The 25116-nt window shown below is 66.3% G+C and carries 27 protein-coding genes and 1 riboswitch; of the genes, 5 read left to right on the top strand and 22 right to left on the bottom strand.

Annotated features, from left to right (window positions below; all coding sequences use genetic code 11):
• Positions 1–616 precede the first annotated feature (616 nt).
• The 8 genes from QZM67_RS35520 to QZM67_RS35485 form a co-directional block, all read right to left on the bottom strand.
• Positions 617–2431 (bottom strand): ExeM/NucH family extracellular endonuclease, encoded by a 1815-nt coding sequence (locus tag QZM67_RS35520; protein ID WP_301810647.1) that lies wholly within the window; start codon positions 2429–2431, stop codon positions 617–619.
• Positions 2432–2652: 221 nt separating this feature from the next.
• Positions 2653–3594, bottom strand: a complete 942-nt coding sequence (locus tag QZM67_RS35515) for a CopD family protein (protein ID WP_301810645.1) — start codon at positions 3592–3594, stop codon at positions 2653–2655.
• Positions 3591–3971, bottom strand: coding sequence for a copper homeostasis periplasmic binding protein CopC (gene copC, locus QZM67_RS35510; protein WP_301810643.1), 381 nt, complete (start codon positions 3969–3971; stop codon positions 3591–3593). The genes QZM67_RS35515 and copC overlap by 4 nt, the downstream gene beginning before the upstream one ends.
• A 14-nt stretch (positions 3972–3985) precedes the next feature.
• Positions 3986–4333, bottom strand: a complete 348-nt coding sequence (locus tag QZM67_RS35505) for a copper-binding protein (protein WP_301810641.1) — start codon at positions 4331–4333, stop codon at positions 3986–3988.
• 67 nt (positions 4334–4400) lie between these two features.
• Positions 4401–5696 carry a multicopper oxidase family protein gene (locus QZM67_RS35500; RefSeq protein WP_301810637.1) on the bottom strand — a complete coding sequence of 432 codons (1296 nt, stop codon included), beginning with the start codon at positions 5694–5696 and terminating at the stop codon, positions 4401–4403.
• Position 5697: 1 nt separating this feature from the next.
• A complete protein-coding gene (locus tag QZM67_RS35495) occupies positions 5698–7182 on the bottom strand; it encodes a TolC family protein (protein WP_301810636.1) in 1485 nt (494 codons plus the stop codon).
• On the bottom strand, positions 7179–7460 hold the full coding sequence (locus QZM67_RS35490; RefSeq protein WP_301810635.1) for a hypothetical protein: 282 nt from the start codon (positions 7458–7460) through the stop codon (positions 7179–7181). Before QZM67_RS35490 ends, QZM67_RS35495 begins: the two co-directional genes overlap by 4 nt.
• A gap of 90 nt (positions 7461–7550) precedes the next feature.
• Positions 7551–7952 (bottom strand): hypothetical protein, encoded by a 402-nt coding sequence (locus tag QZM67_RS35485; RefSeq protein ID WP_301810659.1) that lies wholly within the window; start codon positions 7950–7952, stop codon positions 7551–7553.
• A 275-nt stretch (positions 7953–8227) separates the two neighbouring features.
• Between QZM67_RS35485 and QZM67_RS35480 the strand changes: the two genes are divergently transcribed.
• Complete coding sequence (locus QZM67_RS35480; protein ID WP_301810633.1) at positions 8228–8899, top strand: heavy metal response regulator transcription factor; 672 nt, start codon at positions 8228–8230, stop codon at positions 8897–8899.
• Positions 8896–10305, top strand: a complete 1410-nt coding sequence (locus QZM67_RS35475) for a heavy metal sensor histidine kinase (protein ID WP_301810631.1) — start codon at positions 8896–8898, stop codon at positions 10303–10305. The genes QZM67_RS35480 and QZM67_RS35475 overlap by 4 nt, the downstream gene beginning before the upstream one ends.
• An 82-nt stretch (positions 10306–10387) precedes the next feature.
• Here the strand turns inward: QZM67_RS35475 and QZM67_RS35470 are convergent, their stop codons facing one another.
• The 3 genes from QZM67_RS35470 to QZM67_RS35460 are packed head-to-tail and all read right to left on the bottom strand — an operon-like array spanning position 10388 to position 11859.
• Positions 10388–10573 (bottom strand): DUF1289 domain-containing protein, encoded by a 186-nt coding sequence (locus QZM67_RS35470; RefSeq protein WP_175025095.1) that lies wholly within the window; start codon positions 10571–10573, stop codon positions 10388–10390.
• Positions 10574–10575: 2 nt separating this feature from the next.
• The gene (dmeF, locus tag QZM67_RS35465; RefSeq protein ID WP_301810628.1) at positions 10576–11571 is read right to left on the bottom strand and encodes a CDF family Co(II)/Ni(II) efflux transporter DmeF; all 996 of its coding nucleotides are present in this window, start codon (positions 11569–11571) and stop codon (positions 10576–10578) included.
• Positions 11572–11583: 12 nt separating this feature from the next.
• Positions 11584–11859, bottom strand: coding sequence for a metal/formaldehyde-sensitive transcriptional repressor (locus QZM67_RS35460; protein ID WP_039354022.1), 276 nt, complete (start codon positions 11857–11859; stop codon positions 11584–11586).
• Between the two features lie 120 nt (positions 11860–11979).
• A riboswitch (yybP-ykoY riboswitch) is annotated at positions 11980–12143 on the top strand.
• Between the two features lie 85 nt (positions 12144–12228).
• On the opposite strand from QZM67_RS35460, the gene QZM67_RS35455 reads away from it, so the two are divergent.
• Positions 12229–13239: a sodium:calcium antiporter gene (locus tag QZM67_RS35455; RefSeq protein ID WP_301810626.1), complete on the top strand. Its 1011-nt coding sequence runs from the start codon at positions 12229–12231 to the stop codon at positions 13237–13239.
• Positions 13240–13320: 81 nt separating this feature from the next.
• On the opposite strand, the gene arsH is transcribed toward QZM67_RS35455, so the two are convergent.
• The 10 genes from arsH to gstA form a co-directional block, all read right to left on the bottom strand.
• A complete protein-coding gene (arsH, locus tag QZM67_RS35450; RefSeq protein WP_175025098.1) occupies positions 13321–14058 on the bottom strand; it encodes an arsenical resistance protein ArsH in 738 nt (245 codons plus the stop codon).
• Entirely contained in the window at positions 14036–14458 is a 423-nt protein-coding gene (gene arsC / locus QZM67_RS35445) for an arsenate reductase (glutaredoxin) (RefSeq protein ID WP_301810624.1), read from the bottom strand. Before arsC ends, arsH begins: the two co-directional genes overlap by 23 nt.
• Before the next feature lie 20 nt (positions 14459–14478).
• Positions 14479–15549 (bottom strand): ACR3 family arsenite efflux transporter, encoded by a 1071-nt coding sequence (arsB, locus tag QZM67_RS35440; protein ID WP_301810622.1) that lies wholly within the window; start codon positions 15547–15549, stop codon positions 14479–14481.
• Positions 15546–15878, bottom strand: a complete 333-nt coding sequence (locus QZM67_RS35435; RefSeq protein WP_175025101.1) for a helix-turn-helix transcriptional regulator — start codon at positions 15876–15878, stop codon at positions 15546–15548. Before QZM67_RS35435 ends, arsB begins: the two co-directional genes overlap by 4 nt.
• Before the next feature lie 193 nt (positions 15879–16071).
• Positions 16072–16440: a copper-binding protein gene (locus tag QZM67_RS35430; RefSeq protein WP_175025102.1), complete on the bottom strand. Its 369-nt coding sequence runs from the start codon at positions 16438–16440 to the stop codon at positions 16072–16074.
• Positions 16437–19643: an efflux RND transporter permease subunit gene (locus QZM67_RS35425; RefSeq protein ID WP_301810618.1), complete on the bottom strand. Its 3207-nt coding sequence runs from the start codon at positions 19641–19643 to the stop codon at positions 16437–16439. The genes QZM67_RS35430 and QZM67_RS35425 overlap by 4 nt, the downstream gene beginning before the upstream one ends.
• Positions 19640–21145, bottom strand: coding sequence for an efflux RND transporter periplasmic adaptor subunit (locus QZM67_RS35420; protein WP_301810617.1), 1506 nt, complete (start codon positions 21143–21145; stop codon positions 19640–19642). Before QZM67_RS35420 ends, QZM67_RS35425 begins: the two co-directional genes overlap by 4 nt.
• Before the next feature lie 11 nt (positions 21146–21156).
• Positions 21157–22449, bottom strand: a complete 1293-nt coding sequence (locus tag QZM67_RS35415; RefSeq protein WP_301810615.1) for a TolC family protein — start codon at positions 22447–22449, stop codon at positions 21157–21159.
• Between the two features lie 92 nt (positions 22450–22541).
• Positions 22542–22919, bottom strand: coding sequence for a hypothetical protein (locus QZM67_RS35410; protein ID WP_301810613.1), 378 nt, complete (start codon positions 22917–22919; stop codon positions 22542–22544).
• 87 nt (positions 22920–23006) lie between these two features.
• Positions 23007–23639 carry a glutathione transferase GstA gene (gstA, locus tag QZM67_RS35405; RefSeq protein ID WP_301810611.1) on the bottom strand — a complete coding sequence of 211 codons (633 nt, stop codon included), beginning with the start codon at positions 23637–23639 and terminating at the stop codon, positions 23007–23009.
• A gap of 136 nt (positions 23640–23775) precedes the next feature.
• Between gstA and QZM67_RS35400 the strand changes: the two genes are divergently transcribed.
• Both QZM67_RS35400 and QZM67_RS35395 read left to right on the top strand, forming a co-directional pair.
• Positions 23776–24168, top strand: a complete 393-nt coding sequence (locus QZM67_RS35400) for a helix-turn-helix domain-containing protein (protein ID WP_175025108.1) — start codon at positions 23776–23778, stop codon at positions 24166–24168.
• Between the two features lie 31 nt (positions 24169–24199).
• A complete protein-coding gene (locus QZM67_RS35395; protein WP_122948700.1) occupies positions 24200–24568 on the top strand; it encodes a hypothetical protein in 369 nt (122 codons plus the stop codon).
• Here the strand turns inward: QZM67_RS35395 and QZM67_RS35390 are convergent.
• A complete protein-coding gene (locus QZM67_RS35390) occupies positions 24565–25113 on the bottom strand; it encodes a YbhB/YbcL family Raf kinase inhibitor-like protein (RefSeq protein WP_301810610.1) in 549 nt (182 codons plus the stop codon). The genes QZM67_RS35395 and QZM67_RS35390 overlap by 4 nt on opposite strands.
• Between the last annotated feature and the right edge of the window lie 3 nt (positions 25114–25116).

The raw sequence follows: 25116 nt of genomic DNA, 5'->3' as shown, positions 1-25116 counted from the left end.
GCGGTTGGGGATTGGACTTCTAAGAGACTGAACTTGATACAGACACAGCAAACTGCTGGCGAGAATGGTGCTCGGACGCCCCCTGCAGTTTGGACAACTTTTATATGACCCAAATTTACGACAACACAAAAATAGGCGGTGCTGCGCCGCGTTGTCAAAGATCATTCGGATATTAAAAATCCCGCAATGATGCTAACGGCGGACAGTGTCTGGCAATTGAAAGAAAGCGGGATTATTTGTGCATTGCGCACTTTGCGGGCAATAATCCGCCGAATCCGCCGCTTTTCCCGCACAACCAGGCGTCCTTTACTGGCGCGGACGCAGCGCCTCGAAAGCCTTCAGATCGCCGGAATTATTCTTTCATTTTAATTATCGGACATCGATTAATTCAGCGTGACATTACGCATAGACTGTCACTCAATGATTCAAGTCACTTCAACTATTCTTCAATCGAGGCGCTTATCCGCATCACGCCATCCATAAAATACCGATTTTTCTAATTCACGAAAATTTCAGCGGAATTATTTACCCGTGATCCAGCCGGCCGGTGCGATGAAAATGAAGCGCGGCGTGCAGCCTCGCCGCATGCCGCGCTTCATTCGCGTTCAATCCGCCATTACTTCCCGCCGCCCGGCATCGCGATATCGATCAGCACCGGATCGTGATCCGACGAGCGATACGCATCCGGCGCGTAGAACGTCTTCTGCTGCTCCGCCGATTTGTACGCGAGCGTGTACTGCAGCGCGAGCGGCTCGTCCGCGTTGATGTGCCATTCGTGCACGGCCTTCACGTGCGACGCGAGCGGCAGCGTCGCGAGCGCGTGATCGAGATAGCCGGCTTCGCCGTTGTACACGTAGCTGTACGCATTCGCGCCGATCCAGCGCGCGACGAGGTTGCGGTAGCCGCGCGATTCGAGCGCGCGGATCGGGTCTTCGTACGTGTAGCTGTTGAAGTCGCCGATCAGCAGCACGCCCTGGCCCGCGACGCCCGTCGGGTTGCCGGCGAGCCAGTCGGCCACCTTCGCCGCCGCGCGCGTGCGCGTCGGGTTCCAGCAGCCCTGGCCGTCGCCCTGGTCGAGATCGTCGTTCGCGGCTTCCGGGCAGTTCTTCGACTTCAGGTGGTTGACCGCGACCGTCAGCGACTGCTTGTTGCCGCCGATCATCCGGAACGACTGCGCGAGCGGCTGGCGGTTCTTGTCGTCGATCGCAAGCGTCGCCGCACGGCCGACCGGTTCGACCTTGCGGCTGTCGTAGATCATCGCGACCGTGATCGCATCGCCGCCGAGGCGCGACACGCCCGGATCGACGACGCGCCAGTGGGTGCCGAGCTTCGCCGCGAGCTGGCGCACCGCGCTCAGTTCGCCATAGCCGTTGTTCTGGATTTCCATCAGGCCGATCACGTCGGCGTCGATCGCCTTCAACGCGCTGACGATCTTCGCTTCCTGGCGCTGGAATTCCTGGTAGTTCTTCGCGCCGCGGTTGTTCGGATCGTCGAAGCCGCCGCCGAGACCGTTGCCGTTGAAGTAGTTGAGGACGTTGAACGACGCGACGCGCAGGTTCGATTTCGGATCGCGCGCGGGCGCGTTGGTACGCGGGTTCGTGCGCGCTTCGAATGCCGGCACGGCGGCACCCGGCAGCGGCTGTACGCGCCAGGCGCCGTAACGCACTTCGAGCACGCCCTCGATGTCGCGCACCGTGTAGCCTGCTCGCAGCGTGTTCGCGGCCGACAGGCCCGGCGCCGGGTACGGCACCGTGGCGGGGTTCTGCTTGTTCGAGCCGTCGTCGAGGATCAGGCGGTTGCGTGCGTTCGCATCGATCTGCGTCTGCGCCTGCGCGGGCGGCACGACGCTCGTCGGCGTGCGCAGGCGGCCGTTGCTGAGCATCACGCTGCCGTAGCGGCCGAGCTCGTAGTTGTCGGTGACGTTCAGCGTCTGCGGCAGGCGCACCAGCATCCCTTCATACGCGGCGAACGCGTTCGGGCTGTCGACCGGCAGCGTGAGCGTCGCGGGCGTGACGGTCTGGTTGTTCGCGCACACCGCGATCGCGCCCGACTGCGTGAGCTGCGTCTGCCCGTATTTCTCCTCGACCTTGCCCGTCACGTGCACGAGGTCGCCCGCTTTCGCACGCACTTTCGGCGCATAGACGAACAGCCCTTCGGACACGCCCGGCTGATTGCGGCGCTGCGCATCGGCCTGCTGGACGAAGAAGCCGCCGAAGCCATCCGTGCCGCCGAAATCGGCGGTGACGACGGCTTCGATCGACACGTTCTGGCCAGCGAGCGGCGACGGCGCGCCCGGCCCCTGGATATCGGCGATCGGCGTCGTGCTGCCGCCGCAGTTCGGGCTGACGGGCGCGGCAGTGGCGGCGAAAACCGGCGCGGCGAGCGTCGGGAGCAGCAATAGCGGGGTGATGAGGCGGATTGTCGAGCGCATGACGGGGAATCCCGGTTGTGAGGGTGGCGAAAGCTTAGCGGCGCTCAATGACAGTTTTTGGTAATCGAAAGACAGGCTGATGTAATTGTCGTTATCACGCTGCGATCGCCGTCGAGCGCGCGTTTGCGCCTGAAAAAGCGGGGAAATCGTCTGATGAAAATCCGCCGTGCCCGTAACGATTGCCCCGCGCGCGTTCGCTGCCGCAGCGTCGCGCCGTCGCGCTACACCGTGCCCGGCAACGCGCTCGACACGAGCACGGCCGCGACCATCAGCACGCCGCCGAGCACCACCGCCTCGATCCGCAACACTGTGCCGAACCGTTTCAACGCACTGGCCGGCATCGAGGCGGCCGGATTCTTCAGCGCAGCCAGCAATGTCGGCATCCCGAAGAAGCGGTTGTGTCCGCCGAGTGCCGCCGCGATCAGCACGAGTGCGAGCTTCAGCAGCAGGATCTGCCCGTACGTCGATGCGATCAGATTGGCGGGCGTATCGACGCCGCGCCAGCCGTTGTACGCGCCGGTCGCGAACAGCACGATCAATGCGTAGGTCGACGCATCGGACAGCGACTGCACGAACGATGCGCCGGTCGTGCGCTCGCTCGCGGGCATCGCGGACAGCCTCGGCATCACGCCGAATGCCGTCACGAGCACGAGCCCGACCCACGCGCTGATCGCCAGCAGATGCAGCCAGTCGATCCACACCGGCACGCTGAACCATCCGGCGTCCACCGGATGCCCGCCATTGCTGCGCGCGAGCGCGACGCAGGCGAGCGCGGCCCACATCGCGAACGGCACGCGCGTATCGTTCACGCGCCTGACGAACGACAGCCCCACGACGACGAGCATGAACGCCGCACCAGCCAGCCACGCATGACCGAACCCGGTGCCCGCGAGCATCGCGCAGACAGCCGGCCCCGCTTCGAGCAACGACACCTCGCTCATCAGCGCGCAATGCGCCCAGAACGCGGTGACGCTCGCGACCAGCGATACGACCGACGCGATGCGCAGCGTCGCGACGAGCCGCCGCCCGATGCCGTGCTGCCACGTCGACGCGCCGCGCGCGAGCCAGTGGCTGCCGAGCAGCGCGCCGACGACGACGGCGAACCCGGCATTCTGGATCGCCACCGACACGAGCCGCAGGAGGCCGACAAGGCCGTCGTTCATCCCTTCACCCTGAACGTATAGGTGCCCTTCGTGCGATGCGCGTCGGCCGTCATCGCCGCCCACTGCACCGTGTACGCGCCGGGCGCGAGCTTCGGCATCGCGAGCGTCATCACGCGTGGGTTCGCCGCATCGACCTTCGCCTTTTCCTGCGTGACGGCGCCGCCGTTCGCATCCGATACCTTCACCGAGCTGAACGCCGGTTCGAGGTCTTCGTTGAAGGTGAGCCGCAATGTATCGGGCGCGATGTCGACCGTGCTGCCCGTCGCCGGTGCGGCGCTTTCCAGCTTGCCGTGCGCCAACGCCGCAACCGGTGCGGCCGCGACGATCGCGCCGGCCACGGCACACGCGGCCAGCCGCGCGAGGTTCGGGATCTTCATGTTCACGCTCCGCGTCACGGCTTCTTCAGCTCGACGACGGTCAGCGCGCCGTCCACGTCTTCCGCGACGAAGTCGATCTTGTCGCCCGCCTTCACCTGCGACAGCATCGCCGGATCCTTCACCTTGAACACCATCGTCATCGCGTCCATCCCGAGGTTTTCCAGCGGGCCGTGCTTGATCGTCAGCTTGCCGGCTGCCGTATCGACCTTGCGAATTTCCCCGTGAGACATGCCCTGTTGCGCCGCGGCTTCCTGCTTCGTACCACCGCTCATGTCCATGCCGGCCATGTCGCCGGCCGCATAAGACGCCGCGGAAAACGCCAGCGCACCACCCATTGCCATCAGAACCAGTCCCTTCTTCATCGTGTCGACTCCCAGTGAATGAAATGAAACCGGCGGCCGCGTGCGTGCAGCCGCCGCATGCTGCTGCTCAGCCGTCCGGCAGTTCGCCGGTGTACTCGTACGCGACGGTGCCTTTCGGATGCCTGAACCAGCCCGGATCGCGATAGTCGTTGCGGCCGAGCCCCTGCCGCACCTTGCAGACCGTGAACATGCCACCCATCTCCAGCGGCCCGAACGGACCCGTGCCGGTCATCATCGGCAGCGTGTTGTCGGGTAGCGGCATCTCCATGCCGCCCATCGCGCCACCCGTGCTGCCCATCGCCATGTAGTCGGGCACGAGCTTGCCGATGCGTTTCGCGAGATCCTTCTGCGGCACGCCGATCAGGTTCGGCACCTGGTGGCCCATCGCATTCATCGTGTGATGCGACTTGTGGCAATGGAACGCCCAGTCGCCCGGACGATCGGCGGTGAACTCGATCGCGCGCATCTGGCCCACCGCGACATCGGCCGTCACTTCCGGCCAGCGCGCGGCGGGTGGAATCCAGCCTCCGTCGGTACCCGTGACTTCGAAGCTGTAGCCGTGCAGGTGGATCGGATGGTTCGTCATCGTCAGGTTGCCGAAACGAATCCGCACGCGGTCGCCCGCGCGCACCGGCAGCGGATCGATGCCCGGGAACACGCGCGAGTTGAAGGTCCACATGTTGAAGTCCGTCATCTCGTTCACGCGCGGCGTGTAGCTGCCCGGTTCGATGTCGTACGCGGCGAGCAGGAACACGAAATCGCGATCGACCGGCATCGTGCCGCGGTCCTTCGGATGCACGATGAACATGCCCATCATCCCCATCGCCATCTGCACCATCTCGTCGGCGTGCGGGTGGTACATGAACGTGCCGTGCGCTTCCAGCTGGAACTCGTAGACGAAGGTCTTGCCGGGCGGGATATGCGGCTGCGTGAGGCCGCCGACGCCATCCATCCCGTTCGGCAGCCGCAGCCCGTGCCAGTGGATCGTCGTGTGCTCGGGCAGGCGGTTGGTCACGAAGATGCGCACCTTGTCGCCTTCGACGGCCTCGATCGTCGGGCCCGGCGACTGGCCGTTGTAGCCCCACAGGTTCGCGTTCATGCCGGGCGCCATCTCGCGCACGACGGGCTCGGCCGTCAGGTGGAACTCCTTCCAGCCGTTCTTCATCCGCCACGGCAGCGTCCAGCCGTTCAGCGTCGCGACGGGCGTGTACGGGCGGCCGTTCGGCGGCACGAGCGGCGGCTGCGTGGCGGTTTTCGCCATCGTGGGCGCTTCGGGCAGCGACGCGGCGCCGGCCTTGCTGACCATCGCCGCACCGAGCAGCGCGGCGCCCGAGCCGCTGAGAAATTGTCGACGGGACACCATGTCAATTACCTTCCGGATGGGTTTGCACCGCGGGCGCCGTTTGCGCCGCGGGGGTGGAAGCCGGCTGCGGTGCAGCGTCAGCATTTGAAGTGGATTCGGGTTGGGTAGATGGCGACGCGCCCGGCGACGGCAACCGGCCCCCGACGGCCATCTGCAGATCGGTTTCGGCGAGCCAGTAGTCCTTCAGCGCATCGATATAGCCGTTGACCGCGCCGACCTGTTCGCGCGCATCGGTCAGCAGCTCGAACACGCTCGCGAGCATCCCGTTGTAGCGCAGCAGCAGCTCGTCCGAGATCGTCTTGCGCAGCGGCACGACTTCATCGCGATAGTGGGTCGCGACGTCGTAGCTCGTCACGTATGCCGCATACGATTCGCGTACTTCGGAGCGCGCATCGATCGCCGTCTTCGCGAGCCGGTTCGCCGACTGCATGTAGACGGCCTCGGCCCGCGCGACCTTCGCACCGCCCCAGTCGAACAGCGGAATCTCGACACTGATCTCGTAGCCGTGCTCGTGGCCCTTGCCGGTTTCGTAGTTGTTCACGTAGCCGAGATCGACCGCATTGACGAAGCGCGTCGCCTTGCTCAAGCCGAGCGACGACGCGACACCCTGCGTCTGCAGCTTCGCGGCCTGGATGTCGAAACGGTTGCTCATCGCAAACCGCTCGAGATCGGGCAGGTTCGGCCGCGCTTTCGGCAGGTCGGGCAAGCGCTCGGGCAGCGTGTACTGCGTGCGTTCGCCCCACAGGCCCATCGCCCGCGTGAGCTTCTCGCGCGCGGCGACGGCCTGCTGGCGCGCCTTCGCGTGCTGCGCGACCGCATCGGCATGGAACGCCTGTTCGCGCGCGTAATCGAGGCGGCTGAGGTTGCCGGCCTGCCGCATGCGCAGCGCGAGTTCGGCGGCCGCGCTCGCGGCATCGCGCACCTGTTGCGCGTAGTTCGCGGCCTGCTCGGCGGCAACGGCCTCGACGTACGCGCGGCGTGCGTCGGCGGCCACCTTCAGCATCGCGTCGGCCGTTTCGAGCTTGGTCTGCTCGAAGCGGCGGCGTTCGATGTTCGTCGCGAGCGGCATCGTCAGCAGCGCGAACACGTTCGCCGAGAACGTACGGCCGAGCGTCAGCTCGCCGTCTCCGGCACGTGTGCGGCTGAACGCGAAACGCGGATTCGGCAGCCGGCCGGCCTGGACGAGATCGGCTTCCGACAACCCCAGTTCCGCGTAGGACGCCTGCAGGCCACGGTTGTTCAGGAGCGCGACCTGCACCGCGTCGTCCATCGACAGCGGCTTCGCAAGCAGTTCCTTCGTGCGCCTGTCGACGGCTTCGCGGTCGGCGTCGGTCTTGACCACGACCGCGTCTTTGCCGATGCGTTCCGACGCGGCGGACGACACCGCGTCGAAGCCGCCATCCTTCGAGAACGTCGTGCAGCCCGCGAGGAAGGCCAGCACGGCTGCGGCCGCGCCGATCCTCGGTGATATCGCAAGCATCGTCATGGCGCGGTGCCTCCGTGCTTCGAATGCGCGGCGCCGCTTCCGGTCGCGCCGCCAGTCGTACGTCCTTTCGCGGGTCGCTCCATCACGTCACGGTTCAGTTGTGTCCAGCCCGGGCCTTCGTCGTCCCGATACGGCCGATAGCCGTCGAATGCGGACGTCACGGTGACATCCGGCACCGCCGCGGCGGCGTCCGCCGGATCGGGCAGCGGGGTTTGCGCAGGCGCGAGCGACGGCACGAGGGCCGCCGCGCCAAGCAGCGCCGCAGTAATCAATCGCATGAATGGGTCTCGTCGTGAGTCGTCCGGCGGGCGTGATGCCGCCGCCGGAGCGGATGGCAGAGCGCGGCCGGTCGGGGCCGCGGGCAGGGTCTAGACGAGAAGCCGGCGCGGCGGCCGGTCGATGCCGCCGGTCAGGAACGACACGACGACCGGCGTCGGCGCGAAAGAGACGATCGCGATACCGATACCCGAAGCAACGGACATCGCGGGGAGATCCGCCATGCCGGTGCCAAGGCAGCAGGAACCGCACGCGGAGCACGGCGGTGCATGTCGCGCAGGGTCGGCGTGTTCGTGCTGATGCTCATGCTGGCCACCCTGCGCGTTCGGCATTGCATGTGGCACTGCCTCGACAGCACTTGCCCCGTCTTCCGCGTGCGGCATGGCAACGACCGCATCCGCGCCCGCGCATGCCATCGACACGGTCGCGAACGACTGGATCGGCAGGCTCAGCGCCAGCAGCACGACGAGGAGGAATTTGCGCCAGTACGACATGGATGCGAAATCAGGCAGGCAACGACCGGATGGGCCGGTGCGCGCCGCGATGGCGCGCTCCGGGGACAAGACGGCCGCAGCTTATCGCCGCCGCGGTGACGACGACATGGCCGAAACATGACGGAATTTTCATGAACCGCGGGCGGCGCAACGCACACGCTTCATGAAAATTCCGTCATCCCGCGATCATCCTTCGCGCACACACGACGCCGTAAGCTCACGCGTTACACTGACCGGCTGGAATCAAGGATGAATCACGGACGGCCTGCCTCACCATGCGGATACTGATAGTCGAAGACGAACCGAAGATGGCGTCGTACCTCCGGAAAGGGCTGATGGAGGCGAGCTACACGGTCGACGTCGCGGAAAACGGCAAGGACGGATTGTTCCTCGCGCTGCACGAGGATTTCGATCTCGTCGTGCTCGACGTGATGCTGCCGGAAATGGATGGCTTCGAGGTGCTCAAGCGGCTGCGCGCGCAGAAGCAGACGCCCGTGCTGCTGCTCACGGCGCGCGAGGCGATCGAGGACAAGGTCGCCGGGCTCGAACTGGGCGCCGACGACTACCTGCTCAAGCCGTTCGCGTATGCCGAGTTCCTCGCGCGCATCCGCTCGCTGCTGCGCCGCGCGCCGCGCAACATGCGCGACATCCTGCATGTCGCCGATCTGGAAGTCGACCTGATCCGCCGCCGCGTGCGGCGGGCCGACACCCGCATCGACCTGACCGCGCAGGAATTCGCGCTGCTGCAGTTGCTCGCCGAGCGCGAGGGCGAAGTGCTGACGCGCACCTTCATCACGTCGCAGATCTGGGACATGAATTTCGACAGCGACACGAACGTCGTCGATGCGGCGATCAAGCGCCTGCGCGCGAAGATCGACAACGCCTATGAGAAGAAGCTGATCCACACGATCCGCGGAATGGGCTACGTGCTCGAGGATCGTTCGTGACCACGAGCCCGGCCTCGTATTCGCTGTTGCGGCGCCTGACGCTCGCGTTCGCCGTCGTCGCCGCGCTCGTGTTCGCACTGACCGGCGCTTACCTGTATCGCTCGCTGTCCGCCGAGCTGACGCGGCGCGACGACATCGAGATCTCCGGCAAGCTCAACCAGTTCCTGCAGCTCGCGCGCGCGAGCGGATCGATCGCCGCGCTGCGCGCCGATCCGGCCGTGTTTCACGAGGTGCTGCTGTCGCATCCGGGCGTCTATCTCGGCATCTACGATGCGCAGAACCGCGCGCTCGTCGAACATTCCGACGAAGCCGGCAACACGCTGGCCTCGGTCATCTCGGCACCGCACCCGGCCAGCAGAGCCAGCAGGCCGTTCACCTGCTCGCCGCCCGGCATCGGCACGTCGCGTTGCGTGTACGCACGCGCAACGCTACCGTCCGGCGATGCGATCCAGGTCGCCCTTGCACGCACGGCAACCGATCGCCAGTCGCTGCTCGAAAGCTATCGTGTCGACATCTGGCTCGCGGCGGCGCTGGGTGCACTGCTGGTCGGCGCGCTCGGCTACGCAGTCGCGTCGCGCGGCCTGCGCCCGGTCAAGAGCCTCGGCCGGCAGACGTCGCGCATCGAGGCGCACAACCTGAACGCACGGCTCGACGCGCGCGGCGGCCCGGTCGAACTCCACGAACTCGCAACGTCGGTCAACCGGATGCTCGACCGCCTCGAACGCGCGTTCGTGCGGCTGTCGCAATTCTCGTCCGATCTCGCACACGACATGCGCACACCGCTCGCCAACGTGATCAGCTCGTCGCAGGTCACGCTGTCGCGCGCACGCACGACCGAGGAATACGAAGCGCTGATCGATTCGAACATCGAGGAATGCGAACGGCTGCAGCGGATGATCGAGAACATGCTGTTCCTCGCGCGCACCGACAATGCGCGACAGCACCTGAAAACCGCCGAACTCGACGCGGGCAGCGAGCTGCGCCGGCTCGCGTCGTATTTCCAGGCACTGGCCGACGAAGCCGGCGTGCGCATCGACGTGCATGGCGAAGCGCCGGTCGTCGCCGATGCGACGCTGTTCCGGCGCGCCGTCAGCAACCTCGCGTCGAATGCGCTCGAACATGCGGAAGCCGCGTCGACGATCGAGCTGGCGGTTTCCACGCAAGCCGGGTATGCGGTCGTCGAAGTCACGAATCGCGGCGCCGCGATTCCGCCCGAACAGGTCGACAAGATCTTCGAGCGCTTCTACCGCATCGATTCGTCGCGGCACGGCGCGGCGCGCAATGCGGGGCTCGGGCTCGCGATCGTGAAGTCGATCATGGAGCTGCATCGCGGCAAGGTCGAGGTCGCGAGCCGCGACGGGCGCACGACGTTTGCGCTTTATTTTCCGCGCGGCGCCGCAGGATAAGCCGTTCGTCTCGCATTTCGCATCGGCATGACGACCGGTGCAACGCGGAGCGAAGCGCGACGACCACCACCGCCGAACGCCTTCACTCCCCCGGTTCGCGCCGGATCTTCGCCTGCCTGCGCACACGGTCGTTCAGTATCTGGTGCCGGCGATGATCGGTCAGTTTCTTCCAGTCACGTGCCTCGTCGCGCGTCCTCAAACAGCCCACGCAGAATCCGGTGCGGCCATCAAACGCACACAGCTCGATACACGGCGATTTCACGGCCACGATCAGGCCGCCTTCGCAGGCGTCATCACTTCGACGGTCACGTGCGACACGCCGTCGAAACCTTCGACCAGTGCATGGTAAAAGCGTGCGTCGCGCGCCGCATCGACGGTCTCGACCGACACGATCGCGCTCATGTGGCCGGGGCCGACGCGCCACACGTGAAGATCGTTGACCTTGTCGCCGAGCGCCTCGATCGCATGACGGACGCGCTCGGCCAGCTTGCGATCGACATTGACGTCGAGCAGGATGCCGCCCGTATCGCGCATCAGCCCATACGACCAGTTCGCGATGACGAGTGCGCCGATGATGCCCGCGACGGGGTCCATCCAGACCCAGCCGAATGCACGCGCGAGCAACAGCCCAACGATGGCCAGCACCGACACGGCCGCGTCGGCGATCACGTGAACGTAGGCCGACCGGATGTTGTGGTCGCGACGGGCTGCCGCGTGCGAACCGTGATCGTGATGCGCGTGATGGTCATCGTCGTGATCGTGCCCATGATGATGACCGTGCCCGTGACCATGCGCATGGTGATGGTCGCCGCTCAGCAGCCACACGCTGGCGAGGTTCACCGCGAGCCCCAGGACGGCAATCGGAATCGCTTCACCGAAGTGAATGGGAACGGGCGCCAGCAAACGCGCGACAGCCTCGTAGCCGATCAGGATCGCGATCATCGCGAGCACGATCGCACTCGTGAACCCGGCCAGGTCGCCCAGCTTGCCGGTGCCGAACACGAAGCGCGGATCGTCGGCGTGCCTGCGCGCATAGGTATAGGCCAGCGCGGCGATCAGCATCGCCCCTGCGTGCGTCGACATGTGCAGCCCGTCGGCGATGAGCGCCAGCGAACCGAACAGCGTACCGCCGACGATCTCGGCCACCATCATCGCCGAGCACAGACCGATCACCATCCATGTCCGCCGCTCGTTCTGCTTGTGCGCCGCGCCGAGGAAGATATGGTCGTGCCCCGCGCCGAACGCGTCATTCGTGAAATTGCCCATGTTCCGCCCCGATTACTTGAAATAGCTGTGCACCACGTCGATCAACTGCTCGGTCGCGCTGCCTTCGTGCTCGTCCGGCCCATGTGCATCGACCATGTGCTCGCGAATGTGGTCCTCCAGCACGACCGCCAGCAGCCCGTTCATCGCGCCGCGACAACTCGTGATCAATTGCAGCACCTCGTTGCAGCCGCGCTCTTCCCCGAGCGCGCGCTCGATCGCCTCGACCTGGCCCTTGATACGGCGCACGCGGTTCAGCAGCTTCTGTTTTTCACGAACGGTATGGCTCATCGCCGGCAGACTCCTGGATAGGGCGGGGGAGTATATCTCCAGAAGGCTCCCCATATAGGGGAGAGGGGTATATTTTTCTGAGATGAAGGCTTGTCGAAAGCAAATCGCTCGGCTAGACTGCCCTTCGTCTTTGGGGAGTAGCCTGCTTTCCATCCCCGGAAAGCGAACGCGTCAACACACTCGGCCTGCGGCCGTGGCGCGTTCAGCCTGATCGGCCTGGCGAGACCATGGGCGCATCGCGTCGTTCCTGGTCGGACGTCGTCGGATGCGCCATGGTTCGTCAGCGTCCGACCACGGAGTCCCCATGTTCCCCACCGCCCTCTCCCCGCGTTTCGCCGCCGTCCGCGCGCATGCCTGCGGAGGTGCCGCGTGACCTTCATGTTCCTCGAACTGGCGTTCATGCTGCTCGTCATCCTCGTCGCCGCCGAGGTCTTCACCAACGCACTCGAACATCTCGGCGAGCGCCTGAAGATTTCCGAAGGCGTCACCGGTTCGCTGTTCGCCGCCGTTGGCACCGCGTTGCCCGAAACGATGGTGCCGCTGCTCGCACTCGCCGGCGGCACGGCGAACCAGACCGTGAACGAGGAGATCGGCGTCGGCGCGATTCTCGGCGCACCGCTGATGCTCGCGACGCTCACCACCTTCCTGATGACGCTCGCCGTGATCCGCTCGCGCGGGCTGCGCGGCACGATCGCGCCCGAACGCACGGGCTTCGTGCGCGACATGAACTACTTCCTCGCCGCGTTCTCGCTGGCCACCGCCGCGATGTTCGTCCCGCATCACAACTGGGCCGTGCGTGCGCTGCTCGCGGCGATGCTGGTCGGCATCTACGTGATGTATGTGGTGATGACGTTCCGCGCATCGAACCAGCTCGTCGATGCCGGGCACGGCACCGAGGCGCCGCACAAGATGTTCCTGTCACGCCTCGGTATGCCGACCAACCTCGCGACGATCGCGCTGCAACTGCTCATCGGCCTCGCGCTGCTGGTCGGCGGCGCGAAGGGCTTCATTCACGGGGTGGAAGGCGTGTCGCACGTGCTCGGCGTATCCGCGCTGCTGCTGTCTCTGATCATCGTGCCGATCGCAACCGAATTGCCAGAGAAGGTCAACAGCGTGCTGTGGATCCGTCGCAAGAAGGACACGCTCGCGTTCGGCAACATCACCGGCGCGATGGTGTTCCAGGGCACGCTGCTGCCCGCGATCGGCATCATGCTGACGCCATGGGAGCCGCGCCCCGAAGTGCTGACCGGCGTGATCATCACGCTCGCGGCGGCGGCATGGCTGCGCTTCAATGCACGCACGCGCGGGCTCGCGATCTGGGCGTTGCTGGCGAACGGCGCGGGCTATGCGGGGTATCTGTTCCTGACGCTGGCGCGCTGACCTTGTTCAACGGACACGCCGGGCACGATCGCGCTGCCCGGCGCGAACGAAACATCGTCGCGCCACCCGCCCGCAAGCGATTCAGATGCGCGTCTGGTTCACACGCTGCGACAGTTGCTCGGCGCTTTCCTTGCGCTCGCTGTACCGGTCGGTCAGATACGCGCCGACGTCGCGCGTCAGCAGCGTGAATTTGACCAGTTCCTCCATGACGTCGACGACCCGGTCGAAATACGCGGACGGTTTCATCCTGTCGTCGTCGCCGAATTCCATGAACGCCTTCGCGACGGAAGACTGGTTCGGGATGGTCAGCATGCGCATCCAGCGCCCGAGCACGCGCATCTGGTTGACCGCGTTGAACGACTGCGATCCGCCGCTGACCTGCATGACCGCGAGCGTCTTGCCCTGCGTCGGCCGCACCGCGCCGACCGACAACGGAATCCAGTCGATCTGCGATTTCATCACGCCGGTCATCGCGCCGTGCCGCTCGGGGGAGCACCACACCATGCCCTCCGACCATTGCACGAGTGCGCGCAGCTCCGCCACTTTCGGGTGGTTGTCCGGCGCATCGTCAGGCAGCGGCAAGCCGGACGGATTGAAGATCCTTGCTTCGGCACCCATCGCCGTCAGCAGCCGCGCCGCCTCCTCGACCAGCAGCCGGCTGAACGAGCGCGTACGCAATGACCCATAGAGCAGGACGATTCGAGGCGGATGCGTCGACGGCTGCGCGGGCTGCAGCCGGCTCGCGTCCGGTACGCTAAACAGCGTGGCATCGAGTTGCGGCAAATCGTTCAGACAGTCAGACACGCTTGCCCTCCGCATCGATCACGATTTCGCCGTCTTCCTTCGCAAACGGCCCCTTCTGCGGATCGGGCAGGATATCGAGCACCTGCTCGGACGGACGGCACAGCCGCGTGCCGAGCGGGGTGACGACGATCGGGCGATTGATCAGGATCGGGTGAGCGACCATGAAGCCGATCAGGTCGTCGTCGCTCCATTTCGGATTGTCGAGATCGAGCGCTTCATAAGGTGTCCCCTTGCGTCGCAGCACGTCGCGCACCGGGATGCCCATCGCCGCGATCAGCGCGCGCAGTTCTTCGTGACCCGGCGGCGTTTCCAGATAAAGGACGACGCGGGGCTCGACGCCCGTGTTGCGAATCATCGCCAGCGTGTTGCGCGACGTACCGCAATCGGGGTTGTGATAGATCGTGATGTCGGTCATTTCCGGATTCCTGAATGATTTCACGCGCGCTCGTACCAGCCCTTCGAACGGTTGACGACGCGCACGACGAGCAGCATGACCGGAACTTCGATGAGCACACCGACGACGGTCGCGAGCGCTGCGCCGGAGTGGAAGCCGAACAGGCTGATGGCGGCCGCGACGGCCAGCTCGAAGAAATTGGACGCGCCGATCAATGCCGACGGACACGCGATGCTGTGTTTCTCGCCGACGACGCGATTGAGCCCATAGGCGAGCGCCGCGTTGAAGAACACCTGGATCAGGATCGGCACCGCGAGCAACGCGATCACCAGCGGCTGCTTCAGGATCGCCTCGCCCTGGAACGCGAACAGCAGCACCAGCGTGGCCAGCAGCGCGGCAATGGAACAGGGGCCGATCTTCGCCATCGCGCGATCGAACGCCGCTTGCCCCCTGGCGAGCAACAGCCTGCGCCACACTTGCGCGAGGATCACCGGGATGACGATGTAGAGCACGACCGACGTGAGCAGCGTCGCCCACGGCACCGTGATGGCGGACATCCCGAGCAACAGGCCGACCAGCGGCGCGAACGCGATCACCATGATGCTGTCGTTCAGCGCGACCTGCGACAGCGTGAACAGCGGATCGCCGCCCGTCAGCCGGCTCCACACGAACACCATCGCCGTGCACGGCGCGGCAGCCAGCAGGATCAGGCCGGCGATATAGCTGTCGATCTGGTCGACCGGCAGCATCGGCGCGAACAGTTGCCGGATGAACAGCCAGCCGAGCAACGCCATCGAAAACGGCTTGACGAGCCAGTTCACGGCGAGCGTGACACCGATCCCCCGCACATGCTGCCGAACCTCGTGCAACGCACCGAAGTCGATCTTGACGAGCATCGGCACGATCATCACCCAGATCAACATCCCGACGGGCAGGTTGACCTGTGCGTATTCCATGCGGCCGATGTGCTGAAAGAGTTCCGGCAGTGTGTGGCCCAGCGCGATGCCGAGCACGATGCAGAGCGCCACCCACACGGTCAGGTAGCGCTCGAAGAAACCGATGGCGGGCCTGGCGGCCACCGCATGCGACGGCGCAACGTTCGAACCGGTCATGTGCGATCCGCGCAGCAGGCGGGCGCCGCCGGTACGCCACAGGCCGCGCCGGCGCAGCAGTTCTCGGTCAGAAACCCGATGAGCCCGCTCATCGATTCGAAATTCGCCGCGTAATAGATGAACCGGCCTTCTTGTCGCGCGGTGACCAGATCCGCATGCGACAAATCCTTCAGATGGAACGACAGGCTCGATGGCGACAGCCCGATTTGCTGGGCGATCGCACCGGCCGGCAGCCCTTCGGGCCCGGTCACCACCAGCGCGCGAAAGATGGCCAGGCGCGCTTCATGAGCAAGCGCGCCCAGGGCGCGCACGACGAGATTGGAGTCCATGGCGCGAAGGATAGCGCCATCATTTCGATATTTCAAGTATTGTTGAAATATAAACACCGCCCTGCCGCGCCGTACCTAACCCGTCGCGCACCGTCACATACCGACGCACGAGCGGCATCCGACGCGACAGGGGCGGCGCCGGTGCGGCCGCCGTCCCGGTTCACGGGGGGCGGTGCACCGGCGCGCCTTCAGGTCAGGACGCCTTCACGAGCTTGACGATCGTCAGCGTGCCGTCGACCTTCTCGATCCGCACCTTGACCTTGTCGCCCGCATGCGCGTGCTCGAGCATCGCCGCGTCCTTCGCCTTGAAGGCCATCGTCATCGGGGGCATCCCGACGTTGTCGAGCGCGCCGTGCTTCAGCGTGATCTTGCCGCTCGCGGCATCGACCTTCTTCACTTCGGCGTCGGTCAACGCGGCATTCGACTCGCCCGCGCCGCCCGGCGACATCTTCATGCCGGACATGTCCATGCCCGCCATGTCGCCTGCTGCAAAGGCGGGTGCGGCGAACGCGCCGATCGCGAGAACGGCTGCGGCGGTGGTGACAGTGATCAACTTCTTCATCGGGATTCTCCGGTTGGGATGGATGGCACGTGTGTGCCGTGAGGAACTGCATCGGAATGCCGCGTGTCGCGCATGCGTCGCGCACGACGGCGCTGCAGCAGGAGCCACGCGGCTGGAATGACGAACATCGACAGCAGCGGCGCCGTGACCATGCCGCCGACCATCGGCGCAGCAATGCGCTGCATGACTTCGGAGCCGGCGCCGTGCCCGACCATGATCGGCACGAGGCCGGCGAGCACGACGGCGACCGTCATCGCCTTGGGCCGCACGCGCAACACCGCGCCTTCGCGGATCGCGTCGAGCAGCAACGCATCGGTCAGCGGTTCGCCGGCATCGAGCCGGCGCTGCAGCGCGCCCTTCAGGTACAGCAGCATCACGACGCCGAACTCGGCGGCCACGCCCGCGAGGGCGATAAAGCCCACCGACGTCGCGACGGACACCGCATGGCCGAGCGCCCACACGAGCCAGAAGCCGCCGACCAGCGCGAACGGCACCGTCGACATCAGCAGCAGCGCATCGGCCGCCGAGCCGAACGTCAGGAACAGCAACACGAAGATCACCACGAGCGTGACCGGCACGACGGTGCGCAGCTTGGCCGCCGCGCGTTCGAGATACTCGAACTGCCCCGACCACGCGATCGAATAGCCGGGCGGCAACGCGACCCGCTGCGCCACGGCCTGCTGCATCGCGCGCACGGCGCTCTGCAGATCGGTGCCGCGGATGTCGACGTACACGTAGCCGGACAGTCGCGCGTTCTCGCTGCGGATCATCGGCGGCCCGTCGGCGATCGCGATGCGTGCGACGTCGCCCAGGCGGATCTGCGCGCCGCGCGCGGCGACGACCGGCAGTTGCCGCAGATTCTCGACCGAATCGCGCACCTCGCGCGGGTAGCGGACGCTGATCGGGAAGCGCTCGCGCCCCGCGATCACCTCGCCGACGTCGTCGCCGCCGACCGCCGACGACACGACCGACTGGATATCGGCTACCGACAGCCCGTAGCGTGCGGCCGCGAGCCGGTCGATGTCGACGTCGATGTAGCGTCCGCCGTTCAGCCGCTCCGCGAGCGCGGACGCGACACCCGGCACGGGTTTCACCGCTGCCTCGACCTGCTTCGCGATCGCGTCGATGCCGGCCAGGTCAGGCCCGGAGATCTTCACGCCGACCGGTGTCTTGATCCCGGTGGACAGCATGTCGAGCCGGTTGCGGATCGGCGGCACCCACACGTTCGACAGGCCCGGCACCTTCACCGTGCGATCGAGTTCGTCGACGAGCTTCTCCGGTGTCATGCCGGGCCGCCATGCGCTGCGCGGCTTGAACCGGATCGTCGTCTCGAACATCTCGAGCGGCGCGGGATCGGTCGCGGTATCGGCACGGCCCGATTTGCCGAACACCGTGTCGACCTCGGGCACAGTCTTGATCAGCCGGTCGGTCTGCTGCAGCAGCTCGCTCGCCTTGTCGGCGGAGATGCCCGGCAGCGCGGTCGGCATGTACAGCAGGTCGCCTTCATCGAGCGGCGGCATGAATTCGCCGCCGAGCCGCGACACGGGCACGGCCGTCAGCACCAGCGCGACGACCGCGACGCCGATCGCGAACCACGGGCGCGCGAGCGTCGCTTCGAGCAGCGGCCGGTACACGCGGATCAGCACGCGGTTGATCGGATTCGCGTGCTCGTGCGGAATGCGGCCGCGCACGAGATAGCCCATCAGCACCGGCACCAGCGTCACCGACAGCCCGGCGGCGGCGGCGATCGTGTAGGTCTTCGTGAACGCCAGCGGCGCGAACAGCTTGCCTTCCTGCCCTTCCAGCGAAAACACCGGAATGAACGACAGCGTGATGATCAGCAGCGAGAAGAACAGCGCGGGCCCGACCTCCGCGGCCGACGTCGCGACGAGCTCCCACCGCCGCGCCGGCGTAATCGGTTCGCCGGGATGCGCGTGGTCGTACGCCTCCAGGTGCTTGTGCGCGTTCTCGATCATCACGATGGCCGCGTCGATCATCGCGCCGATTGCGATCGCGATCCCGCCAAGCGACATCAGGTTCGCATTGACACCCTGGTATCGCATCACGATGAACGCGGCCAGCACGCCGAGCGGCAGCGACAGGATCGCGACGAACGCGCTGCGCAGATGGAACAGGAACACCGCGCAGACGATCCCGACGATCACGAACTCCTCGATCAGCTTGTCCTTCAGGTTGCCCACCGCGCGCTCGATCAATTGCGAGCGGTCGTAGGTCGTGACGATCTCGACACCGGGCGGCAACGAACGCTTCAGGTCGGCCAGCTTCGCCTTCACCGCGTCGATCGTGGTCAGCGCGTTCTTGCCCGAACGCATCACGACGACGCCGCCCGTCACCTCGCCCTGCCCGTTCAGCTCGGCGATCCCGCGCCGCATCGCGGGGCCGACCTGGATGCGCGCGACATCGCCGAGCAGCACCGGCGTACCGGCGTCGTTCGTGCGCAGCACCACCTGCCGGAAATCGTCAAGCGTGCGCAGGTAGCCGGTCGAACGCACCATGTACTCCGACTCGGCCAACTCGACGACCGAGCCGCCGGACGCCTGGTTCGCATTGCCGAGCGCGTTCGCGACTTCCGCCTGCGTGATGCCGTACGCGCGCAACCGATCCGGATCGAGCACGACCTGGTACTGCTGCACCATGCCGCCGATGCTCGCGACTTCCGACACGTCCGGCACCGCCTTCAGCTCGAACTTCAGGAACCAGTCGTTGAGCGCGCGCAATTGCCCGAGATCGTGACGGCCGGTGCGATCGACGAGCGCGTACTCGTACACCCAGCCGACACCGGTCGCATCCGGCCCGAGCGACACGGTGGCGCCTGCGGGCAGCCGGCTCTGCACCTGGCTCAGGTATTCGAGCACGCGCGAGCGTGCCCAGTACGGATCGGTGCGGTCGTCGAACAGCACGTAGACGAACGCGTCGCCGAACGACGAGTACGCGCGGACGGTTTTCGCGCCGGGCACGCCGAGCAGCGTGGTCGTCAACGGATAGGTCACCTGATCCTCGACGATCTGCGGCGCCTTGCCCGGATACGACGCCTTCACGATCACCTGCGTATCCGACAGGTCAGGCAATGCATCGAGCGGCGTCTGCCCGAGCGAGTGAATGCCCCATGCGGCGATCAGCACGGTGGCGAGCAGCACAAGGAAGCGGTTGTGGACCGACCAGCGAATGATGCGCGCGATCATCGTTCGCCTCCCTGCGGCTCGACCTTCGTCAGCCGATAGCCGTCGTCGCTCGGCGTGAACGCGAAGCGCACCGTCTGGCCCGGCTTCACGTCCGGGAACGCGCCGGCCGACGGCTTGCCGAACGCCATCGTCATCGCGCCCCAGCCGAGCGCCGGAACGGGACGATGCGAGAACGTGATGTCGTCGGCCGTGACCTGTTCGACCTTGCCGGTGGTTTCATAGATCGGTGCCGCCGCCGTGCTGGCGCCGCTGTCGCGCGCCAGCCGCGGCAGCACGCTTTTCAGGCTCGCCTCGGAGTCGATCAGGAACTGGCCCGACGCAACGACCGTGTCGCCTTCGCTCAGCCCGCCGAGCACTTCGGTGTCGCTGCCGACGTCGTTGCCCACCGTCACCGTCGCGGGCTGAAGCCGGCCGTCGCGGTTCTTCACGATGACGATCGAGCGCTTGCCTGTCGCGATCACCGCTTCGGACGGCACGAGCAGGCGCGACACGGTCTGCCGCGCGGCAACCTGCACGCGCATCAGCATGCCGGGCGTGAGCTTCAGCGCGGTGTTGTCGAGCTCCACGCGCGCCTGCAGCGTGCGGCTGCTCGTGCTGATGCCGGGCAGCACCTCGCGGATGCGGCCGGTGAAATGCCGCGTCGGGTCGCCCGCGAACGTCGCGTCGACCGGCATCCCCGGCTGCACGTTCAGCGCAAGCGCTTCCGGCACCTCGACGATGAGCCACAGCGTCGACAGTCCCGCGATCTTCGCCAGCGTCTGGCCGGGCGCGACCATCGCGCCGTCCCGCACGTTCAGCTCGCTGACGACGCCGGTTTCCGGCGCGCTCAGCACGACGTGCGTCTGCACGCGACCGGTGCGCTCGAGGCTCGCGATCATGCCGTCGGGAATCGACAGCGCCCGCATCCGTGCGCGCGCTGCATCGAGCAGGCTGCCGTCCATCCCGCCGCGCCTGAGCGCGAGGTACTCCTCCTGCGGCGCAAGCCAGTCGGGCACGAACAGCGATGCCACCGGCGCGCCCTTCGCGATGCGCTGCATCGGTGCGCGCGCATACAGACGGTCGATGTAGCCGGTCACGCGCGACTGGACGACGTCCGCGCGCGATTCGTCGAACTGGGTGGTGCCCACCGCATCGAATCCGGCCGCCGTCTGCTGCCGATGGACGGTCGCGAAGCGGATGCCGAGATTCTGCTGCAGGCCCGGATCGATCCGGATACCGGACGCGCCGCCGCCTTCGTCCGCATAGACGGGCTGCAACTGCATGTCCATGAATGGCGACTTGCCCGGTTTGTCGAAGTGCTGGTTCGGTACCATCGGGTCGTGCCAGTACAGCACCTTGCGTCCGGTCTTCGGGTCGGTTTTGGCGATCGAGGTCGACCCGGTGGTATCCGTGGCCGTCGCGGCGGTCGCCGCATGGCGCATCCCCGCGAAATAGCCCGCGCCGAGCAGCGCGGCACCAGCGAACGCCAGCAAGGCCGCTCGGGCCCGTGTTTGCTTCGTCATGTCGTTCTCCTTTATTGCGAGGCGGCCAGCGTCGACGGCACGACCTGGTATTCGAGCTGTGCCCAGGTCTGCGCAACCTCGCGCCGGAGATCGAGCACCTGCAGTTGCGCATCCAGTTGCGCGCGGCGCGCGGCGAACGTCTCCGCGAGCGAGCCGGTGCCGGCGCGATACGCGGCATTCGCCAGCTGCACGCGCTGGTCGGCCGCGGGCAGCAACGCAGCGCCGAGATTCGCGATGCGTGCACGACCGCTCGCGAGCGTCGCGGACTGCGTGCGGATATCCGCCTGTACCTGGCGCAGCGTGTCCTCGTACATCAGGCGCGCCTTCGTCGCGAGCGCGGCCTTTTCGGCGACATCGCGGTTCTGGCGGTTCCCGCGATTGAGCGGCAGCGGGATCGTGACGCCGACGGACACCATGTTCGAATACGCGCCGCCCCGCTGCTGGTACGCCACTTCCCATGTCCAGTTCGGGCTGCGTTCGCTGTTCGCGACGGCGGTATCGGCTTCGGCGACGGCGATATCGTCGGCGGCCGTGATCAGCGCCGGCTGCGACAGGCGCAGCGTGTCCGGCGGCAACGACGACACGAAGGATTCCGGCGCGGGCGGCGCGCCCGTGACGTCCGACGCCGGCACGGCGGTCCAGCGCGACAACGCGATGAGCGCGGTCTGGTAGACCTGCTGCGCCTTCAGCCACTGATCCTGCGTCTGCGCGAGCATGGCCCGCGCCTGGACGACATCGGCCGCACTCGCCTTCGCGCCGCGATACGACGCCTTCGTCGCTTCGAGTTCGTGGTTCATGTGATCGAGCAGCGCCTGCTGCAGCGCGAGCGCCTGCTTCGCGTAGACGGCGTTAAGCCACGCCGTCGCGGTTTGCTGGCGTACGGCCGCGAGTTGCGCGAGATAACCGGCGCGCTCGCGCCCGACCTGCTCGTCGGCGAGCGCCGTGCGCAGGCGCCGCTTGTCGCCGGACACCCACTCCTGCTCGATGCCGATGCGACGCATCGTCATGAAGTCCTGGCCGATCGTGAAGCGCTGGCCGCCATTGACCGGCAGGTTGTCGATGCCGGCCTTGAGCATCGGGTCGGGCAACTGCCCGGCCTTCACGGCCGCCTCCGAGCTGGCGCGCACCGATGCCTGGGCGGCCTGCATCGACGCGGAATGATCGGTGGCGGACTGCAGCGCGGCGTCCAGCGTGAACGGCGGTTGCTGCGCGTGAACCGCGCCCGCGACCAGCAGCGCCGCCCAAAGCATGGGCGCGCGCCGACGCGCACGCCGCGCAGGCGGCGTGCCGAAATGGAATGACATGGTTTAACCCCAACGGCGGAACCCCATAGGGATTCCACGTCCTGATACAGGACGAACCTCACCGCGAATGCGGCGAACCTATCGGATCGGGATCAGCTGATGCGTGGCGGGCGCCACAACCCGTTCGGGTCGCGGACCGGGAGGATCTGCGCGTAGTGGAAGGCGACAGTGCTGGCGAATGCAGCGGGGCGACTGACTTCGGCACGAGCGGCCGGATGATAGAGACTGCCGAACTGGCATTGCGCCGTCAGCTTGCAGGACATGCCCTTCGCTTTCGCGTGGGCCTTGCCGGCAGGCGACGACTTCATCGAATCGCAACCCGGCATGTCGGCGGTCATGCCGGTACCCATGTCCATCGACATGCCCTGCTGCATCATCGGACATTCCCCGGCCAAGCCGCTGGCTGCCAGCCCGCTGATGGGCAGCACCGCGCAGAGCAGCAACAGGATGATGGTCCGGAGGAATTTCATGGCGGCGATTATAGCGCGGGGCCTTGATGTGTGGCGGTGCGTCGATACGGCGCTACGACGCGCCGTATCCGCGACCGCCGCCGCACGCTACCGCGCCAGAGCGTCAGCCTCCAGCACGGCCCGCACCGCCGGACGCGCCCGCACCCGCTCGTACCACGCATGCAGATGCGCATACCGGGTCAGGTCGATATCCGCGTGGTACACCGAGCGCATCCAGTCGGCCTTGCCCCAGCCCGTCAGCGCGAACAGGTACGCATCGGCAACCGTGAACGTGTCGCCCATCAGGAACGTATGGCCGTCGAGCTGACGGTCGATCCATGCAAAGCGGCTGTCGAGCTTCGCTCTCGCCGGGTCGACGTACTTCCCCGCCTGCACCGCGTACAGCAGCGGAATGAAGCCCTTGTGGATTTCCGCCGTGAGAAAATTCAGCCACTCCATCAGCCGATAGCGGCCGAGCGTGCCGTACGCGGGCGCAAGTGCGGCTTGCGGGCAGCGGTCCGCGAGATACTGCGCGATCACGGGGCCTTCGCGCAGCAGCGTGCCGTCGTCGAGTTCGAGCAGCGGCACGTAGCCGAGTTCGGTCACATCGTAGTAATTGCGCCCGTCTTCAATGACATGCTTGCGCGCGTCGACCTTGACGATCTCCGCATCGATGCCGCCTTCGCGCAGCACGATGCAAATGGCCTGCGAACAGCTGCCGGGAGCGTGATAGAGCTTCATGCGTTTCCTTCGTGGGTGGTCCATGTATCGATTCGCCGCGACGCGGGCGCTAATATCTCGCATCGGCGCAGGGCTGAGAAGACGGCAGTCGTTTGTGCCGTAGTCACAAAAAATTTACCGACCAGGATTGAGCGCGATGAAAACGAGTGCGACCGGATGTTCCGTCGAAGAAGCGATGCGCCTGCTCGGCGGCCGCTGGCGGCTGCTGCTGGTGTCGTATCTGCTCGACGGGCCGCGGCGCTTCAGCGACCTGCGGCGCGACATGCCCGGCATCTCGCAACGGATGCTGACGCTCGACCTGCGCGCGCTCGAAGACGCCGGGCTCGTATTGCGAACCGTCTACCCGGAAGTGCCGGTACGGGTCGAGTACGACCTGACCGCCGACGGCGACCGGCTGCGGCCCGTCGTCGAAGTGATGCGCGAATTCGGGCTGTGGCTGAAGGCGCGCGATGCCGATGCGGCGTGCGCTACCGGCGTGACGCCCGGCGCGGCAGCCGCGATCGACACGGCCCTCCATTCAACCCGATAACCCCTACTCCCTTATGCAGGAACCCACCTTCATGGAACTTCACGCCACTATCGGCGCGGCGACGTCCGATCTCGACGACGACGAAAGCTTCGCCAACATCTACTGTCACGACGCCGAGCAGGACTATTGCTTCGCGCTGTCGCGCTTCCCGGACGACGCGCTGATCGAAGTGATGGTGCGCGACCAGATCAACGTGCGCGTCAAGGATCTGTCGGTGCGCCTGACGGACGACACGATCGACGTCGAGATCGAACCCGCCCTCGCCGCGCGGCTCGACGGCCAGACGCGCTACGTGATCCATCTCGCGCCCGGTCAATACGATCCGGTCGCGCTGCGCGCCGCGCTGAAGGAGATCTTCGTCGGCAAGAACGGCTTTCAGGACGACAGCACGCGCGGCTAACGGCTCAATCGTACGGTCATCGTCGCCTGCGCGATGGCCTGGTAGTGCGCGGTGAAGCCGACGACCGCCGGCGTCGCGTCACGCTCGACCGGCAGCTTCGCCACCTTGAGCGCGGTCAGCGTGATGACGTAGCGATGTGTCTCGCCTTGCGGCGGGCACGGGCCGAGATAGCCGGCGTGGCCGGTGTCGTTCTTCATCGGGACGGCACCCGCCGGCAGCCTGCCAACGTCATTACCCGAGCCAGGCGCGACGCCACGCGCAGACGCCGGTATATCGGCGACGACCCAGTGCCAGAAACCCGAGCCCGTCGGTGCATCGGCATCGAACATCGTCAGCAGGTAGCTTTGCGTACCCGCCGGCGCATCCGTCCATCTTATGGATGGCGAAACATTCTCGCCGTGGCAGCCGAAGCTGCCCGATACCTGCGCGTGATCGAACGCGCCGCCAGCCAGCTCCGCGCTTTCGATCGAGAAATCGCCGGCCCGCGCCGTCCCGACGGCGATCATGGCGGCACACAGGGCCAAACCGGGCTTGAGTGTCTTCATCGT

It is taken from the genome of Burkholderia sp. AU45251, from assembly GCF_030482905.1.
GTDB classification, from domain to species: domain Bacteria; phylum Pseudomonadota; class Gammaproteobacteria; order Burkholderiales; family Burkholderiaceae; genus Burkholderia; species Burkholderia aenigmatica.
This window is presented reverse-complemented; position numbering and strand designations above follow the sequence as displayed.

Excerpts from the sequence above, each read along its gene's own strand:
- QZM67_RS35430 (WP_175025102.1), bottom strand. The coding sequence starts at position 16,440 with ATGAAGAAGTTGATCACTGTCACCACCGCCGCAGCCGTTCTCGCGATC.
- QZM67_RS35490 (WP_301810635.1), bottom strand. The coding sequence starts at position 7,460 with ATGCGATTGATTACTGCGGCGCTGCTTGGCGCGGCGGCCCTCGTGCCG.
- QZM67_RS35515 (WP_301810645.1), bottom strand. The coding sequence starts at position 3,594 with ATGAACGACGGCCTTGTCGGCCTCCTGCGGCTCGTGTCGGTGGCGATC.
- gstA (WP_301810611.1), bottom strand. The coding sequence starts at position 23,639 with ATGAAGCTCTATCACGCTCCCGGCAGCTGTTCGCAGGCCATTTGCATC.
- arsH (WP_175025098.1), bottom strand. The coding sequence starts at position 14,058 with ATGCGGAGGGCAAGCGTGTCTGACTGTCTGAACGATTTGCCGCAACTC.
- QZM67_RS35395 (WP_122948700.1), top strand. The coding sequence starts at position 24,200 with ATGGAACTTCACGCCACTATCGGCGCGGCGACGTCCGATCTCGACGAC.
- copC (WP_301810643.1), bottom strand. The coding sequence starts at position 3,971 with ATGAAGATCCCGAACCTCGCGCGGCTGGCCGCGTGTGCCGTGGCCGGC.
- QZM67_RS35460 (WP_039354022.1), bottom strand. The coding sequence starts at position 11,859 with ATGAGCCATACCGTTCGTGAAAAACAGAAGCTGCTGAACCGCGTGCGC.
- QZM67_RS35410 (WP_301810613.1), bottom strand. The coding sequence starts at position 22,919 with ATGAAATTCCTCCGGACCATCATCCTGTTGCTGCTCTGCGCGGTGCTG.
- arsB (WP_301810622.1), bottom strand. The coding sequence starts at position 15,549 with ATGACCGGTTCGAACGTTGCGCCGTCGCATGCGGTGGCCGCCAGGCCC.
- QZM67_RS35495 (WP_301810636.1), bottom strand. The coding sequence starts at position 7,182 with ATGACGATGCTTGCGATATCACCGAGGATCGGCGCGGCCGCAGCCGTG.
- QZM67_RS35390 (WP_301810610.1), bottom strand. The coding sequence starts at position 25,113 with ATGAAGACACTCAAGCCCGGTTTGGCCCTGTGTGCCGCCATGATCGCC.
- QZM67_RS35505 (WP_301810641.1), bottom strand. The coding sequence starts at position 4,333 with ATGAAGAAGGGACTGGTTCTGATGGCAATGGGTGGTGCGCTGGCGTTT.
- arsC (WP_301810624.1), bottom strand. The coding sequence starts at position 14,458 with ATGACCGACATCACGATCTATCACAACCCCGATTGCGGTACGTCGCGC.
- QZM67_RS35420 (WP_301810617.1), bottom strand. The coding sequence starts at position 21,145 with ATGACGAAGCAAACACGGGCCCGAGCGGCCTTGCTGGCGTTCGCTGGT.
- QZM67_RS35415 (WP_301810615.1), bottom strand. The coding sequence starts at position 22,449 with ATGTCATTCCATTTCGGCACGCCGCCTGCGCGGCGTGCGCGTCGGCGC.
- QZM67_RS35435 (WP_175025101.1), bottom strand. The coding sequence starts at position 15,878 with ATGGACTCCAATCTCGTCGTGCGCGCCCTGGGCGCGCTTGCTCATGAA.
- QZM67_RS35400 (WP_175025108.1), top strand. The coding sequence starts at position 23,776 with ATGAAAACGAGTGCGACCGGATGTTCCGTCGAAGAAGCGATGCGCCTG.
- QZM67_RS35520 (WP_301810647.1), bottom strand. The coding sequence starts at position 2,431 with ATGCGCTCGACAATCCGCCTCATCACCCCGCTATTGCTGCTCCCGACG.
- dmeF (WP_301810628.1), bottom strand. The coding sequence starts at position 11,571 with ATGGGCAATTTCACGAATGACGCGTTCGGCGCGGGGCACGACCATATC.
- QZM67_RS35500 (WP_301810637.1), bottom strand. The coding sequence starts at position 5,696 with ATGGTGTCCCGTCGACAATTTCTCAGCGGCTCGGGCGCCGCGCTGCTC.
- QZM67_RS35480 (WP_301810633.1), top strand. The coding sequence starts at position 8,228 with ATGCGGATACTGATAGTCGAAGACGAACCGAAGATGGCGTCGTACCTC.
- QZM67_RS35485 (WP_301810659.1), bottom strand. The coding sequence starts at position 7,952 with ATGTCGTACTGGCGCAAATTCCTCCTCGTCGTGCTGCTGGCGCTGAGC.
- QZM67_RS35425 (WP_301810618.1), bottom strand. The coding sequence starts at position 19,643 with ATGATCGCGCGCATCATTCGCTGGTCGGTCCACAACCGCTTCCTTGTG.